The 13,371-nt window shown below is 57.2% G+C and carries 17 protein-coding genes; 8 read left to right on the top strand and 9 right to left on the bottom strand.

All coding sequences use genetic code 11. The features are described from left to right. Positions 1-74: 74 nt before the first annotated feature. Entirely contained in the window at positions 75-479 is a 405-nt protein-coding gene (locus tag ABIE13_RS14685) for a rhodanese-like domain-containing protein (RefSeq protein ID WP_354444653.1), read from the bottom strand. Between the two features lie 263 nt (positions 480-742). Here ABIE13_RS14685 and gpmA point away from each other — a divergent pair, with 263 nt between their 5' ends. From gpmA to ABIE13_RS14665, 4 genes are all read left to right on the top strand, one after another. Then, positions 743-1,486: a 2,3-diphosphoglycerate-dependent phosphoglycerate mutase gene (gpmA, locus tag ABIE13_RS14680; protein WP_354444651.1), complete on the top strand. Its 744-nt coding sequence runs from the start codon at positions 743-745 to the stop codon at positions 1,484-1,486. Positions 1,487-1,636: 150 nt separating this feature from the next. Then, the gene (locus ABIE13_RS14675) at positions 1,637-3,073 is read left to right on the top strand and encodes a S41 family peptidase (protein ID WP_354444649.1); all 1,437 of its coding nucleotides are present in this window, start codon (positions 1,637-1,639) and stop codon (positions 3,071-3,073) included. A 19-nt stretch (positions 3,074-3,092) separates the two neighbouring features. Beyond that, complete coding sequence (locus ABIE13_RS14670) at positions 3,093-3,851, top strand: HesA/MoeB/ThiF family protein (protein WP_354444647.1); 759 nt, start codon at positions 3,093-3,095, stop codon at positions 3,849-3,851. Positions 3,852-4,149: 298 nt separating this feature from the next. Next, entirely contained in the window at positions 4,150-4,521 is a 372-nt protein-coding gene (locus ABIE13_RS14665) for a response regulator (protein WP_354444645.1), read from the top strand. A gap of 102 nt (positions 4,522-4,623) precedes the next feature. On the opposite strand, the gene ABIE13_RS14660 is transcribed toward ABIE13_RS14665, so the two are convergent. Next, positions 4,624-5,256 carry a response regulator transcription factor gene (locus tag ABIE13_RS14660; protein ID WP_354444643.1) on the bottom strand — a complete coding sequence of 211 codons (633 nt, stop codon included), beginning with the start codon at positions 5,254-5,256 and terminating at the stop codon, positions 4,624-4,626. A 38-nt stretch (positions 5,257-5,294) separates the two neighbouring features. On the opposite strand from ABIE13_RS14660, the gene ABIE13_RS14655 reads away from it, so the two are divergent. The 4 genes from ABIE13_RS14655 (at position 5,295) to ABIE13_RS14640 (ending at position 9,597) form a co-directional block, all read left to right on the top strand. Continuing rightward, positions 5,295-6,794, top strand: a complete 1,500-nt coding sequence (locus ABIE13_RS14655) for a CHASE3 domain-containing protein (RefSeq protein ID WP_354444641.1) — start codon at positions 5,295-5,297, stop codon at positions 6,792-6,794. Positions 6,795-6,932: 138 nt separating this feature from the next. Then, positions 6,933-7,316 (top strand): glycine zipper domain-containing protein, encoded by a 384-nt coding sequence (locus ABIE13_RS14650; protein ID WP_354444639.1) that lies wholly within the window; start codon positions 6,933-6,935, stop codon positions 7,314-7,316. An 83-nt stretch (positions 7,317-7,399) separates the two neighbouring features. Then, complete coding sequence (locus ABIE13_RS14645; RefSeq protein WP_354444637.1) at positions 7,400-7,711, top strand: BON domain-containing protein; 312 nt, start codon at positions 7,400-7,402, stop codon at positions 7,709-7,711. A gap of 215 nt (positions 7,712-7,926) precedes the next feature. Next, entirely contained in the window at positions 7,927-9,597 is a 1,671-nt protein-coding gene (locus tag ABIE13_RS14640) for a SulP family inorganic anion transporter (protein WP_354444635.1), read from the top strand. 220 nt (positions 9,598-9,817) lie between these two features. Here ABIE13_RS14640 and ABIE13_RS14635 read toward each other — a convergent pair whose 3' ends face one another. The 7 genes from ABIE13_RS14635 to ABIE13_RS14605 are packed head-to-tail and all read right to left on the bottom strand — an operon-like array spanning position 9,818 to position 13,348. Then, positions 9,818-10,240: a BLUF domain-containing protein gene (locus ABIE13_RS14635; protein WP_354444633.1), complete on the bottom strand. Its 423-nt coding sequence runs from the start codon at positions 10,238-10,240 to the stop codon at positions 9,818-9,820. Positions 10,241-10,262: 22 nt separating this feature from the next. Beyond that, positions 10,263-10,994, bottom strand: a complete 732-nt coding sequence (folE, locus tag ABIE13_RS14630; RefSeq protein ID WP_354444719.1) for a GTP cyclohydrolase I — start codon at positions 10,992-10,994, stop codon at positions 10,263-10,265. Between the two features lie 40 nt (positions 10,995-11,034). Then, the gene (locus tag ABIE13_RS14625) at positions 11,035-11,808 is read right to left on the bottom strand and encodes an endonuclease/exonuclease/phosphatase family protein (protein ID WP_354444631.1); all 774 of its coding nucleotides are present in this window, start codon (positions 11,806-11,808) and stop codon (positions 11,035-11,037) included. A 4-nt stretch (positions 11,809-11,812) separates the two neighbouring features. Next, positions 11,813-12,295: a dihydroneopterin triphosphate diphosphatase gene (gene nudB / locus ABIE13_RS14620; RefSeq protein ID WP_354444629.1), complete on the bottom strand. Its 483-nt coding sequence runs from the start codon at positions 12,293-12,295 to the stop codon at positions 11,813-11,815. A 4-nt stretch (positions 12,296-12,299) separates the two neighbouring features. Next, positions 12,300-12,611: a YqjK family protein gene (locus tag ABIE13_RS14615; protein ID WP_354444627.1), complete on the bottom strand. Its 312-nt coding sequence runs from the start codon at positions 12,609-12,611 to the stop codon at positions 12,300-12,302. Next, positions 12,608-12,994, bottom strand: coding sequence for a phage holin family protein (locus ABIE13_RS14610; RefSeq protein ID WP_354444625.1), 387 nt, complete (start codon positions 12,992-12,994; stop codon positions 12,608-12,610). Before ABIE13_RS14610 ends, ABIE13_RS14615 begins: the two co-directional genes overlap by 4 nt. A 33-nt stretch (positions 12,995-13,027) precedes the next feature. Continuing rightward, on the bottom strand, positions 13,028-13,348 hold the full coding sequence (locus ABIE13_RS14605) for a DUF883 family protein (RefSeq protein WP_354444623.1): 321 nt from the start codon (positions 13,346-13,348) through the stop codon (positions 13,028-13,030). Positions 13,349-13,371: the final 23 nt, after the last annotated feature.

Genomic DNA, 13,371 nt, shown 5'->3' with positions numbered 1-13,371 from the left:
AAGACGGCTTCGCAAGGAGTGTGAAACGGAATCCGCTTTAGGAAGAGAAATACCGCTCTGCACTGTCCGGCTACTCACGCTTCAACCGGCAAATTGGCATCACGCCAGGCTTTCATGCCGCCGCCCAGAGACCGCGTATTTTCATATCCCAACTTCTTGGCGACCGCAACCGCGCGGGCCGAGCGAGCACCTGAAGCACACACCAAAATGAGCGGCAGCGCCTTGTTCTTGACCACAGCGGGGAGCTTGGTTTCGAGTTCGGACAACGGAATGCTCTTGGCGCCGGTCACGTGGCCAGCAGCATATTCGGCAGGCTCACATACGTCGATGACCACCGCCTTTTCGCGGTTCATCAATTGAACGGCTGCTGAAGGTGTCAACGCCCCCGCGCCGCCGCCCGAAATCAGCGGCCATGCCAGCAGGCCGCCAGAGACGACCACCAGCAATATAAGCGTCCAGTTCGCGATCACGAAATCCACTTGGTTATTCCTTGTAATAAAAAGACGGGCCGCGCAAGCGGCGCTTCAGAAGTGATTCTAGTTCAGTGAACCGGAGAAACCGGCTGTGCGTAGGTGCCTGGCAAGGCTGCCATCGAGGCGCCGGACGCGCCCTTGTTGGGCACACGCCCGATGCGGGCCACCGGCAGAACAAGGGTCTACGCCAACGCGCCAGAAAAGGTTCCATCGCAGTACTAAAATGCTGAGTTCCTCTCTGCCGTTCTGGCTTCAACTGTCCTTTTCCAATGCACAAGCTCGTCCTCATTCGCCACGGCGAATCCACCTGGAATCTTGAAAACCGCTTTACAGGCTGGACAGACGTCGATCTGACGCCGACGGGCATAGAACAAGCCAAACAAGCCGGCCGTTTGCTCAAGGCCGAAGGCTACGAATTCGACGTCGCCTACACCAGCGTGCTCAAGCGCGCTATCCACACGCTCTGGCATACGCTGGATGAAATGGACCGCGCATGGCTGCCTACGGTCAAACATTGGCGCCTCAATGAACGCCACTATGGCAGCCTGCAGGGCTTGAACAAGGCCGATATGGCCAAACAGTATGGGGATGAGCAGGTGCTCGTATGGCGGCGCAGCTACGACACACCTCCACCGGCGCTGGAAGCTACCGACCCCCGCAGTGAACGCGCTGACGTCCGTTACGCCAAACTGAAGCCAGAAGAAATTCCTCTGACCGAGTGCCTGAAAGACACTGTGGCCCGGGTACTGCCGTTCTGGAACGAATCCATGGCTCCTGCGATCTCGGCGGGGCGGCGGCTCGTGGTCGCTGCACACGGCAACTCCATCCGCGCGTTGGTGAAATACCTGGACAACATCCCTGACTCCGAAATCGTGGGACTGAACATTCCCAATGGCATTCCTCTCGTCTACGAACTCGATGCCAATTTGAAGCCCATCCGGCATTACTACCTGGGTGATGCTGAAGCCGCTGCGAAGGCCGCGGCAGCCGTCGCGAGCCAGGGAAAAGCCTGATCAAATCAGGAGCCAAGACCTCGCTTGGCGTATTCCTTTAGAAAAAGCATAAGGAAATACGGAACTAAGCGAGGGTTCGCGCACCCGAAGACAAGCAAGCATGTATATTGGATCGTGACATCTCTCGATCAATCCAGGAATCGCAACGCCATGAGTCAAAAAGTCAAAATCGCCGGCTGGATCGCCGCGGGGGCACTGGCTGGCGCACTCGCCACCGTTTCCCTGCAGACCGTCGCGCGCGGAACGCTGTCTCCCCTTCCGCTGGAGGAACTGCAGCAGTTGGCGGCGGTCTTCGGCATGATCAAAAGCGACTATGTCGAGCCGGTTGACGAGAAAAAGCTCATCACCGACGCGATATCCGGCATGGTTGCCAGCCTCGACCCTCATTCCCAGTACTTCGACAAGAAATCCTACAAAGAATTTCGAGAGGGCACCACCGGTCGGTTCGTAGGCGTTGGCATTGAGATTACCCAGGAAGACGGCGTGATCAGAATCGTCTCGCCGATCGAGGGCTCACCTGCTGATAGAGCCGGTCTGAAGCCGGGGGATCTGATTACCAAGATCGATGACACGGCGGTCAAAGGCCTGTCCATGAATGATGCCGTCAAGCGCATGCGAGGCGAGCCTGGCACCAAAGTCCTGCTCACGATCTTCCGCAAGGACGAAAGCCGCACCTTCCCGGTCACCATCACACGCGAGGAAATCCGCACTCAATCTGTCAAAGGCAAGGTGATTGAGCCCGGCTACGCCTGGGTGAGGTTGTCCCAATTCCAGGAACGCACGGTAGACGATTTTGTAGCCAAGATCGAGGACATTTACAAGCGTGAACCCAACCTGAAAGGCCTGGTGCTTGATCTGCGCAATGACCCAGGCGGCCTGCTTGACGCCGCCGTGGCCGTGTCCGCCGCTTTCCTGCCGGCGAATGTGACCGTGGTCTCTACCAACGGTCAGATCGATGAGAGCAAGTCCATCTTCAAGGCCCGTCCTGAAGACTACATGCGCCGCCGCGCTGCGGATCCCCTTCGCCGCCTGCCCGCCGCCCTCAAGACCGTACCTCTGGTGGTTCTGGTGAATGAAGGCTCTGCCTCGGCCAGCGAAATTGTCGCTGGCGCTTTGCAGGACCACAAGCGCGCCACCATCATGGGCAGCCAGACTTTCGGCAAGGGCTCCGTGCAAACCGTACGCCCCCTCGGACCGGACACCGCGCTGAAAATCACAACGGCACGCTACTACACCCCCAGCGGCAAGACGATCCAGGCCAAGGGCATCGTGCCTGACATCATGATCGACGATACCGCTGAAGGAAGCCCGTACGCAGTCCTCAGGACCCGCGAAGCTGATCTTCAGAAACACCTGGTGGTAGGCAGCGAGCCGGAGAAACCGAATCCAGCACTGGAGCGGGAACGTGAAGAAGCGCTCAAAAAGCTTGAGGAAGAATCCCGCAAGCCCGCTTCACAGCGTCGCCCACCTGAGTTCGGCAGCGACAAGGACTTCCCGTTGCTGCAAGGCTTGGCCCAGTTGAAAGGCCAGCCGGTCAAGGTCAGCAAGACCTTGGTCGAGCGCAAGGACGAGCCTAAGACCGAGTAACGTCCGCCATGGCAGTTCGATGAATGATCAACAACTGCTGCGCTACTCCCGCCACCTGCTCCTTGACGAACTAGGCATCGAGGGGCAGCAAAAACTGCTGGATGCGCACGCCTTGGTTCTAGGTGCCGGGGGGCTAGGCTCCCCGGTGGCGATGTATCTCGCGGGTGCAGGTGTAGGCCGGTTGACCCTCGTCGACGATGACACGGTTGATCTCACAAACCTCCAGCGCCAGATCATCCACACAGAAGCCAGCGTCGGCCTGCTCAAGGTAGATTCCGCGCGCACCACCATCGCCTCGCTCAACGCTGGCGTGAAGGTCGAGACCATAGCCAGGCGCATGGATGCTCCACAGCTCACGGAGCTGATGAGAAGTGCTGACATCGCTATCGACTGCACGGACAATTTCGCCACACGACAGGCACTCAACCTGGCGTGTGTCGCCACGCAAAAACCCCTTGTGTCCGGGGCGGCCATTGGATTCGATGGTCAGATTGCGGTCTATGACCCGCGCAATGACGCGTCACCCTGCTATGCCTGCGTATTTCCCCCCACTCAAGAGGTGGAAGAAGTGCGTTGCTCCACCATGGGCGTGTTTGCACCCATCGTTGGCATGGTAGGCACACTTCAAGCAGCCGAGGCATTGAAAATGCTCTGCGGAATTGGCACTCCATTGGTGGGGCGTTTGCTGATGATTAACGCCTTGCGAACGGAATTCAACGAAATGCGTTTACTGCGCGATCCTGCGTGCCCCGTTTGCGGACTATCCAGGCACAGTTAAGCCCATCGCGAGATCAGCCGCCGCGCGGATTTCAGTCCCATGAATAGCCGGTGCACACAAAAGTTCAAAGCCAAGAGAGAGCTTATGGGTAAACGTTACGCGAAGTAGGCAAATTCCTACACGTGCAAATCGTGACTGCTGGCAGGATAGCCACCTCAGGACCCTTACATTCGAAGACATAGATTCGGGTTTTGCAGGTAGAGAACCCCATCGCAGAAGCCAGATCAGTCTTTATCAACTTTTAAATCTTATCTTTCAAAAGCCGCTCAGATCCCCTTTTGTAGTTAAGTAGCATTACGTGCGCGCATACATCATTGAAGACAACCCAACCATCCGAGAAAATCTAGTGGGAACACTGGAGGAACTGGCTGGAGTGAAATCCGTGGGATTTTCGGAAACAGAGGGGCAAGGCGCGCAATGGCTACAAGATCATCGAGACAAATGGGATCTTGTCATAGTGGATCTTTTTCTCAAACAGGGAAGCGGCCTGGGTGTGATTGAAGCGTGCAAGCAGCGCGACCCCCGCCAAAGGGTCATTGTTCTGACCAACTATGCGACCCCCGACATTCGCACTCGGTGCTATCAGTTGGGCGCAGATGCCGTGTTCGATAAGTCGACAGACATCGATTCCCTCATAGATTTTTGTGTTGATCTCGGCGGCGTGAACTAAGTGAATGTCCACGCCCCGAGTTCACCGGGGCGATTTGACGCTTCAGGATTGACGGATGCCCCCTACCCCGCAAGTGGCGACGCTTGCGGGGTTGCTTTGTGGTCAGTCGATCAGCCGGTTCTTGAGCGCGTAGTAGGTCAAATCGCTGTTGGAATTCAAGCCCATCTTTTCCATCAAGCGCGTGCGGTAAGTGCTCACGGTCTTCACGCTCAGCGAGAGAGACTCTGCAATATCACCAGCGGTTTCACCTTTAGCCAATTTGAGGAACACCTGGAATTCACGTTCGGACAACTGTTCATGGGGCGGTGCATCGTTCTTCCGGTTGAGCTGCTGGGCCAGCAGTTCCGCCACGGAGGGTGTGATGTAGCGCTTGCCCAGGCTAATCGTGCGAATGGCTTCGACGATTTCAGCGGGGTCGCATTCCTTGTTCAAATAGCCGCTGGCGCCCTGACGAATCAGGTTCATGGCGTAGTGCTCTTCCGGATAGCCGGAAAGGATGAGAATCCCCACATCTGGTGCCTTCGCCCGGATCATCGCCAAGGCGTCGATCCCGCTTTGCCCAGGCATGGACAGATCCATGACAAGAACGTCCAGTTCTGTCGTGCGCACAAGATCGATCGCCTCGCGCCCGCTGGCCGCCTCCCCTGCCACGCGGAGATCCACGTGTTCCGAGAAGAACTGTTTAAGCCCGGTACGCACAATGGCGTGGTCGTCCACAATACCGATTCTGATCACCGCGTACCTCTTCGGAAGTTAAAGACAAATTAAGTCGAATGACCACCAATTCTAGTTCGCCCGGCGTTTCGCCTCATCACTCACCCGATGCTTCAGCCCTCAAGCGCTATTCCGCACGCAATCTGAGGCTTGCATTGATCGTGGCTGCCTTGTGTGCGCTGGCTATGGGGTTCATGAACGAAGGTACGCACCGGCGGACCAATGAAGTCATGGCGGAGATACAGAACGCGCACCATCTTCGCGCCTCGATCAACACTTTGGCCCGTGCGCTCAGCGAAGCAGAATCTGGTCAACGTGGTTTCATCATGACAGGAGACCGCCGTTACCTGGCTCCCTACGACGATGCCTTGAACGAAATCGCCCGCGTGAAACGGGTTCTCGATACCCAGCAGACCGGGATGGTCGTCAGCGTGGACAAGATCGTGAGCTTTCGCAACTTCATGTCGCAAAAACTGGCCGAGATGGCGCTCACCATCCGCATGAGAGAAGACAACCGACCAGAAGTGGTGGACTTTGTGATCACGAGCAATATTGGCCTGGAGCAGATGGCCGCATTCCGTGCTCAAAGCGATGCCCTGCTCACAGACGCGGACAAATTCGTAAACGACAGACGCGTGGAGCTCAAGCGCCTGTTGAGCTTTTCGCGCTTCGGACTGGCCATGGGTGTACTTGCAGCATTCATAGCCTTCTTCTTGCACGTCAGGCAAACCCGCGCACTCCACCGTCAAGCTGAAGGGCACCAGCGCGCCCTGGAGGCTGAACGGGACGCTCTTGAAACGCAAGTGCGCGAGCGCACCAAAAGACTGGGTGAGTTGGCTACGCACTTGCAGCAAGCCGTTGAAGAAGAACGCGCGCACCTCGCGCGCGAACTCCACGATGAATTGGGCGCTCTGCTGACGGCGGCCAAGCTTGACGTGGCGCGGTTGAAGTCCCGTATGCCCAAGGATGCACCCGAGTTCACTGATCGCCTACAGCATCTCACCGAAACACTGAATCAGGGCATTGCTCTGAAACGCAGGATCATCGAAGACTTGCGTCCGTCCTCTCTATCCAATCTGGGGCTCGTAGCCTCGCTGGAAATATTGGCGCGCGAGTTTTCCGAGAGATCAGGCATTCCGATTGAGACGGTGCTGGAACCGGTGGATCTAGATCCCGCTTCCGAGTTGACGATTTACCGCACTGTGCAAGAGGCACTCACCAACATCGGGAAATACGCGGACGCCCAACACATCAGGGTCACCTTGAAGAACTACGTCTATCACGCAGAGGTCTCCATCGTTGATGACGGACGCGGATTCGATCCCAAAGTTCTACCACAGACTTCCCATGGGCTCGTCGGAATGCGTCACCGCGTTGAAGGGGGTGGAGGACGGCTGGACATCAACTCCAGCCCCGGTCGAGGCACTCGAATCATCGGTACCGTCCCCCGGCACCACGCCAGAGATCAAGAAGGCCTGGCCGTGGCTTCCAATGCCATGTCAGTCAACTCCTACGCATTGGAAGCCGGGAAGCCGACACCTGACAGCGCGCCCGGCTGATCGGTAATGCACGGGGATCCTCGTAAGCTTCAAACTAAGTAATCGGAACAAACAAGGAAAGAAGACAAATTGCACTTCTTCCTGTGCGTGACTCCTGATTGCGACTTTTGAAATAGCAAGATTACAGAGGAATCCGACATGGGCAACCGAAACATCAGTTCAATCGACAAGCTGGCCGACACAGCCAATACCGCGACTGACAAGCTTGCAGACAAGGCAGAGAGCACCGTGGATTCGGCCCGCTCCATGGCTAACGACGCCTTGGATAAAGCTGATGCCAAAGTCCGCTCTTTGCGTGATGACATCAAGCCAGCTATTGATGCAATTTCTGCCCGAGTGCATGACATTGCAGAACACGGCAAGGCCGTCGCGTCTGATACCACGGCTCAAGCCCGTGAGAAATTCAACGACATGACGAACAAGACCAGCGCGTATGTGGCAGAACAGCCCATGAAGTCCGTGGCCATCGCCGCCGCTGCTGGTGCAGTGGTAGCCATGCTGCTGGGCCGTCGCCGTCGTTAATAGGCCATAGGAAAGCCTGAAGGCAGGGCATTGCCGCCAAGCAGGCATTCAGTCAGTTCTAAAAAAGTCGAAAGGAATTCATCATGAAATCAGTACGTACACTCGTTATCGCCGCTATGACCGGCCTCACATTGGTAGCCACGGGATGCTCGGTCTTCCGAGGCCAGGAATCGGTGGGCGCCTATGTGGATGACGCCTCCATTACAACTGCTGTCAAGGCTAAATTTGTAGCAGACAAAACAGTGGATGCGGGCGCTATCAATGTTCAGACCCTCAATGGTGAAGTATCTCTGGCAGGTTTCGCCAAGAATGCTGAAGAAAAATCAAAAGCCACAGAGATTGCTCGGGGTGTCAACGGCGTGAAGAGCGTCCGCAACAACCTGGCGATCCGCTGAGGATCCAGCGATAAGTCGCGCTGGCTCGACTGAGTTGGAGCGATTTCTCTTAAACCCCCTGGCTACCTTGCGTAGCCAGGGGTTTTTGCTTCGGTAGTCTCAGCATTTCGCACGAGCCGCTTGGGCGTAGTGTTTGTGGCTCGTTCGTGGTTCATCTTGCTGTATAGATAAATACGCGACACTCGTTCATGCTGACCTTCGCGTAGCATAGCGAGATGCGCATTTTCTGGTCCCGCCTCCTACCAGCCCTTCGCTGGCCGCGTCCCAACTCCGAGATGCTGCGAGGCGAAGCCATGGCAGGCCTCACCGTCGGACTGATGGTGATTCCGCAAGGTGTCGCGTATGCAGCGCTGGCGGGCATGCCCTTGATCACGGGCATTTATGCGTCCATGCTGCCCGCGCTTTTCGCCGTGCTTTTCTCTGCTTCCTCCCGCCTGTCGGTAGGGCCGACTGCGCTCAGCGCGCTTTTAATCTACGCCTCGCTGGTGGGCATGGCAGAGCCAGGTAGCCCTCAGTGGGTTGAACTGGCAGTATGGCTGGCACTCCTGTCAGGCGCGCTGCAAATGGTGCTGGGATTTGCACGTTTTGGCTGGCTGCTGAATGTTGTGAATGCCCCTGTGCTGATGGCCTTCACGCAGGCGGCAGCGGTTTTGATCATTGCCTCGCAGCTACCAGCGTTGCTGGGGCTGCAATCCGGCTGGACTGACTGGTCTGCATGGCACGGCATCTCCACGATCTATGGGTTGATTGCCTTCGCGCTGCTCATGGGTGCTCGTCGTTGGCGCCCCACTTTCCCAACCGTATTGGTGGTCGTGCTGGCCGCTGCGGGCATCAGCTGGCTCAGTGGTTTTGAAGCTTCTGGCGGCAAGGTTGTGGGTGATCTGCCAAAAGGTCTGCCAGCTATGTACATTCCCGGCTGGCCAGGGTGGACCACCATGGGACAGTTGGTCATGCCTGTGCTGATCATTACCTTGGTGAGTTTTCTTGAAACAGCCTCCAGCGCGAAGGTGGACAGCGAACGCAAGAATGAGCGCTGGGATCAGGACCAGGATCTGATCGGCCAGGGCGTGGGCAAGATTATTTCAGGATTCTCGGGGGCATTCCCAACGAGTTCGTCCTTCTCACGCTCCGCGCTCAATCTGTACGCGGGGGCGCAATCGGGTTGGGCCACGGTGTTTTCCGTCGTTGTGGTGCTGATCGCGCTGCTGACCTTCACCCCCGTGCTGCGCTACGTGCCACAGCCGGTGCTGGCAGCCATTGTGGTGGCAGCCGTGGTGGGCTTGCTCAAGCCCCAGGAGTTCAAAAGGCTGTGGCGCCTATCGCGGGTCGAGGCACTGATTGCAGCCGTCACGTTTGTGGTCACCATCCTGGCTGCCCCGGCTTTATATTGGGGAGTGTTGGCCGGCGTGCTGATGATGCTTTCGCTGTTCCTCTACCAACACTTGCACCCCCGCATCATCGAAGTGGGCTTGCACCCGGATGGCAGCCTGCGCGACCGCCATCTTTGGAATCTGGCACCACTGGCCACGCAAACTTATGCCCTGCGCATGGACGCCGCGCTCGACTTTGCCGCTGCAAGCCAATTTGAGCGGACCCTGGTCGAACACTTGAGCGATCACAAGGACACTCGCCACGTCTGCCTCTTCGCTCAACCCATTAACCGTATTGATGCCACGGGCGCTGAGGTTTTCACTCGGCTGCTGAGAATGCTGCACGGCCAAGGTATTCACCTGCATATCAGCGGGTTGAAACTACCCGCTGAAAAGGTACTCAGCGCGGCTGGGGCACTGGCCGAAAGCCCACTCTTGCACCTGTATCGGACCGAGGGCGAGGCTCTGGCAGGGATCACCCGAGCGACCACCCTGCCTGCCGACGAAAGCGCTTAAGGATCACGCGCCACAGTCCGGCTTGTTCGAGTTCGTTCAGGCCACTAGGAGGCTATCGGACTTGGAGCGCCGATAGCGAGAAAAGGCCCCAGCGAGGACAGTTTTCGGCGGGTGGCCGCCCCAGGGATTTGCAGGCCCATAGCCAAGCTATGGGTCAAGAAGACCACGCACGTTAAAGTGCCCTGGTCGCGTTTAATCAGTTGGCAGACCCCAGGAGGCGTCAGGGATGGCCGGCAACGCTGGCAGTCGCCATGAGCTCTTCAATCAGGGCCATGGAGACTTTTCCCGTAACCAGGTAAGGATTGAGTTCTGCCTGCTCACTGTATTTCAGCAAAGTACTGGGATTGATGCGGCTGGTATTGACCATGCCCATGGTCCATCCACCAAATCGCCGTTCCGTGATTTCCTCGTAGTGCAAGAGCACCACATCCTTGTGGCGCCCATCACGCTGGATCACGCCATAAAGGTCGCTGACAATCTGACGGCCGCCTTCCAGCACTTGCATGAAGATGCCACCACCATAGACCAGCACGCCCGTCACACCTTGTTCGGCATTGTGCTGGCGTGCGCTGCCGCATATGGCATCGATGGCTGCAGGCGTTGTGTCCACAGCGCGGCTGGCGTAGAGCAATCGTACTAGCATAGGTCAATCACCGTTCCTGAGTTCAGCGTTCACGTGGAATGAGCGCAAGAAATTCGCGCCGCAGATTCACATCCTTGAGGAACACACCGCGCATGACTGAATTGATCATCTTGCTGTTCATGTCCTTGACACCCCGCCAGGCCATGCAGTAATGCGTGGCTTCCATCACCAGGGCCAAACCATCAGGCTTGGTCTTTTCCTGAATCAGATCAGCCAGTTGCACCACAGCTTCTTCCTGGATCTGGGGACGCCCCATGATCCACTCAGCCAGACGAGCGTACTTCGACAGTCCAATGACATTGGTGCGTTCATTGGGCATGATGCCGATCCAAAGCTTGCCGATCACAGGGCAGAAGTGATGGCTACAAGCAGAACGCACCGTGATCGGTCCAACGATCATCAACTCGTTCAGGCGCTCCGCATTCGGAAACTCAGTGATCGTAGGCCCTTTGACGTAGCGACCACTAAATACCTCATTGAGATACATCTTGGCCACCCGGCGCGCTGTGTTAGCCGTGTTGTGGTCGCCAGCGGTGTCAATGACCATACTGTCCAGCACACCTTGCATCTTGTGCTGGACTTCGTCCAGCAGCAACTCCAACTCTCCGGGCTGGATGAAGTCGGCAATATTGTCATTGGCGTTGAAGCGGCGGCGTGCCGCTTGCAAACGCTCACGGATTTTGACCGAAACGGGGATACCGACATCGTCGGACGCAGCCTCGGTATTGGAGTTAAGTTCAGGCAGGGATTTCATGACTGCCTGCATGGTAACAGCGCCGCTCATGCCTTGCTGATCAGGCGCCGTGCATCCTGAATTCTGCGATCAGAGGCAGGTGGTCTGACATCCGGCTCCACGCCCGTCCTCGCGGCGCTCCGAGACTGAGGGGTTTCATGCCGCGCGCGTAAATGTGGTCAAGCTGAACCACTGGCAGGCGTGAGGGATATGTGAAGGTGCGAGGCCCTTCAAACGAATGCAGCGCTTCGGCACTCAACAGCTTTCTGACCTGAGTGCCCCAGTCATTGAAGTCACCCGCCACGATGACAGGTGCTTCCGGTGGCACTTCGCGGGCAATGTACCGCTGCAATTGGGCCGTCTGCCGCAGGCGGCTGGCAGGAATCAAGCCAAAATGAACCACGATGGCGTGAAGGTTGATTTCCCCCACCATGATTTCGACGTGCAAGAGGCCTCTTTGCTCGAAACGATGGTCGGACATGTCTTCATGCCGGTGCCGGATGATGGGCCAACGCGAGAGCAAGGCGTTGCCGTGCTCTCCATGTTTGGTCACGGCATTGGTGGAGTAAACAGCCTCGTAGCCTTCCGGCGCCAGGAACTCGGCTTGAGGCACTTGGGGCCAAAGCGAAAAGAACCCGGCTTCACGCCGGTTTTCCATGCGCACTTCCTGCAGGCAAACAATATCTGCATCCAAGGTGTCTACCGCCAATGCCAGATTATGAATTTCCAACCGCCTGGCAGGCCCAATACCCTGCACACCCTTGTGAATGTTGTAGGTTGCGACGCGCAATACACCGTCGTCTTCTTCGTCGAGGGAGTGGGCTAAGGCGGCCATGAAATCAGGTAACAAAATGGGGCAGCATCAAGCACGCCTCGGCGTTGGACGGTGAAAAACAGCGATCAGCAGCAGCTTGCCAAGGCAACCACACCCAATCCGTATGTTCGCGCGGATTGAGTATCACCAAAGTACTACTCTCTACGCGCAGGCCGAACACATGTTCGGTGTTGGAGATGACGCCCGGTGCGTAGCGATGGCGCCACCAGGGATAGATTTCGTAAACATTCTCAAGTTCCCAATCCTGCAACTGACAAGAGGGATGGCGTGCGTCTATGCCGGTCTCTTCGAAGACCTCTCGAACAGCAGTGTCCTCAAACGAATCTTGCTCGGCGTCCTTGCTGCCGGTCACCGATTGCCAAAAATCTTCCGAGCTGTCTGCCCGGCGAATCAGCAAGACATCGAGTGACTTGGTGTAGATCACCACCAGAACCGATTGCGGAATCTTGAAGGCTCGTGGCAAGGCGAGAGCCCCAGCCATCTCCATCCCCTCAGAAAATCTGGCGCAGAAAGGCGTTCGCCACGGGGCGCACACGCTGGAACATCTGCCAGCCTGACCAAGCCCGAAGACCCAGTCCCATCACTGCTTTGGGCCGGGCTGCTGCGGCTCCGAGCAAAGCGGCTCCCACCACTGCTATCAGGGCAGGATTGGCTTGGACCCAGGACGCACCTTCGCGCACCTTGTCGGCAGCACGAAACGCAGGCTGGACGACCCGCGACCTGTGAGCCAGTTGTTCACGCAATTGGGCGGAGCGCAACAAGAGCTGCTCGCGGCGCGCGGCCAGTTCTGCCCGTTGACTCATGACCGCAACCGCTCCTGATCTTGCTGCGCTTCTCTGCGCGTGCCTGAGAACATCTGGAACCCTTCCTTGAAGCGCATCCAAGCCAATCCGAACAATGCGGCGCCTCCGCCAAGGAAGACAACCGTACTGATGCCCAAAGCAAGCAAGCGATGCGTATCCCAGAACAGCACTGTCAGGAACACAGCCAGGAAAATCAATCCGAAGCTGAGAAAAACCACCGCAAATGCCCCAAACATGGCCATTTGCGCCAATCGCAGCAACTCTTCCCGAACTTCTACAGTGAAGAGCTCAAAGCGAACCTGAACAAGCTCAAGCCCATCCGCCAGAAGCGCGCCTAAACGCGCCGCCGTGCCAGGTTCCTCAGAAGCCGAAGATCTTGCCATGCTGAACTGGAACAATCAAAAAAACAGAAATACTTAGCGACGGCCAAGCAACACGCCGACCAGGATGCCCAGTGCGGCAGCTGCGCCAATAGACGACCATGGGTTTTCATGGACATATTCGTCAGTTGCAGCGGCTGCGTGACGAGCGCGCGCGCGCAACGCGGCTTCAGCATCTGCCAGCTTTTCACGGGCAACCACCAAGTTTTCCTTGGCGCGGCTGCGCAACTCTGCCATTTTGCTGTCAGTCTGGCCGGCCGTCGCAGAAAGCAGATCCTCAGCATCAGCGATGACGCGACGGAGGTTAGCGACCAGATGCTCCTTGGTCTCTACAGCGGAATCGACGATATCTGACATGATGGATCCTCTCACGTTATGTT

The organism is Ottowia thiooxydans (assembly GCF_040548795.1).
Taxonomy (GTDB): Bacteria; Pseudomonadota; Gammaproteobacteria; order Burkholderiales; family Burkholderiaceae_C; genus Ottowia; species Ottowia thiooxydans_A.
This window is presented reverse-complemented; position numbering and strand designations above follow the sequence as displayed.

Bases quoted from the DNA above. Each gene is read 5' to 3' on its own strand.
- gpmA (WP_354444651.1), top strand. From the start codon at position 743: ATGCACAAGCTCGTCCTCATTCGCCACGGCGAATCCACCTGGAATCTT.
- ABIE13_RS14675 (WP_354444649.1), top strand. From the start codon at position 1,637: ATGAGTCAAAAAGTCAAAATCGCCGGCTGGATCGCCGCGGGGGCACTG.
- ABIE13_RS14670 (WP_354444647.1), top strand. From the start codon at position 3,093: ATGAATGATCAACAACTGCTGCGCTACTCCCGCCACCTGCTCCTTGAC.
- ABIE13_RS14655 (WP_354444641.1), top strand. From the start codon at position 5,295: ATGACCACCAATTCTAGTTCGCCCGGCGTTTCGCCTCATCACTCACCC.
- ABIE13_RS14650 (WP_354444639.1), top strand. From the start codon at position 6,933: ATGGGCAACCGAAACATCAGTTCAATCGACAAGCTGGCCGACACAGCC.
- ABIE13_RS14645 (WP_354444637.1), top strand. From the start codon at position 7,400: ATGAAATCAGTACGTACACTCGTTATCGCCGCTATGACCGGCCTCACA.
- ABIE13_RS14640 (WP_354444635.1), top strand. From the start codon at position 7,927: ATGCGCATTTTCTGGTCCCGCCTCCTACCAGCCCTTCGCTGGCCGCGT.
- ABIE13_RS14635 (WP_354444633.1), bottom strand. From the start codon at position 10,240: ATGCTAGTACGATTGCTCTACGCCAGCCGCGCTGTGGACACAACGCCT.
- folE (WP_354444719.1), bottom strand. From the start codon at position 10,994: ATGAAATCCCTGCCTGAACTTAACTCCAATACCGAGGCTGCGTCCGAC.
- ABIE13_RS14625 (WP_354444631.1), bottom strand. From the start codon at position 11,808: ATGGCCGCCTTAGCCCACTCCCTCGACGAAGAAGACGACGGTGTATTG.
- nudB (WP_354444629.1), bottom strand. From the start codon at position 12,295: ATGGAGATGGCTGGGGCTCTCGCCTTGCCACGAGCCTTCAAGATTCCG.
- ABIE13_RS14615 (WP_354444627.1), bottom strand. From the start codon at position 12,611: ATGAGTCAACGGGCAGAACTGGCCGCGCGCCGCGAGCAGCTCTTGTTG.
- ABIE13_RS14610 (WP_354444625.1), bottom strand. From the start codon at position 12,994: ATGGCAAGATCTTCGGCTTCTGAGGAACCTGGCACGGCGGCGCGTTTA.
- ABIE13_RS14605 (WP_354444623.1), bottom strand. From the start codon at position 13,348: ATGTCAGATATCGTCGATTCCGCTGTAGAGACCAAGGAGCATCTGGTC.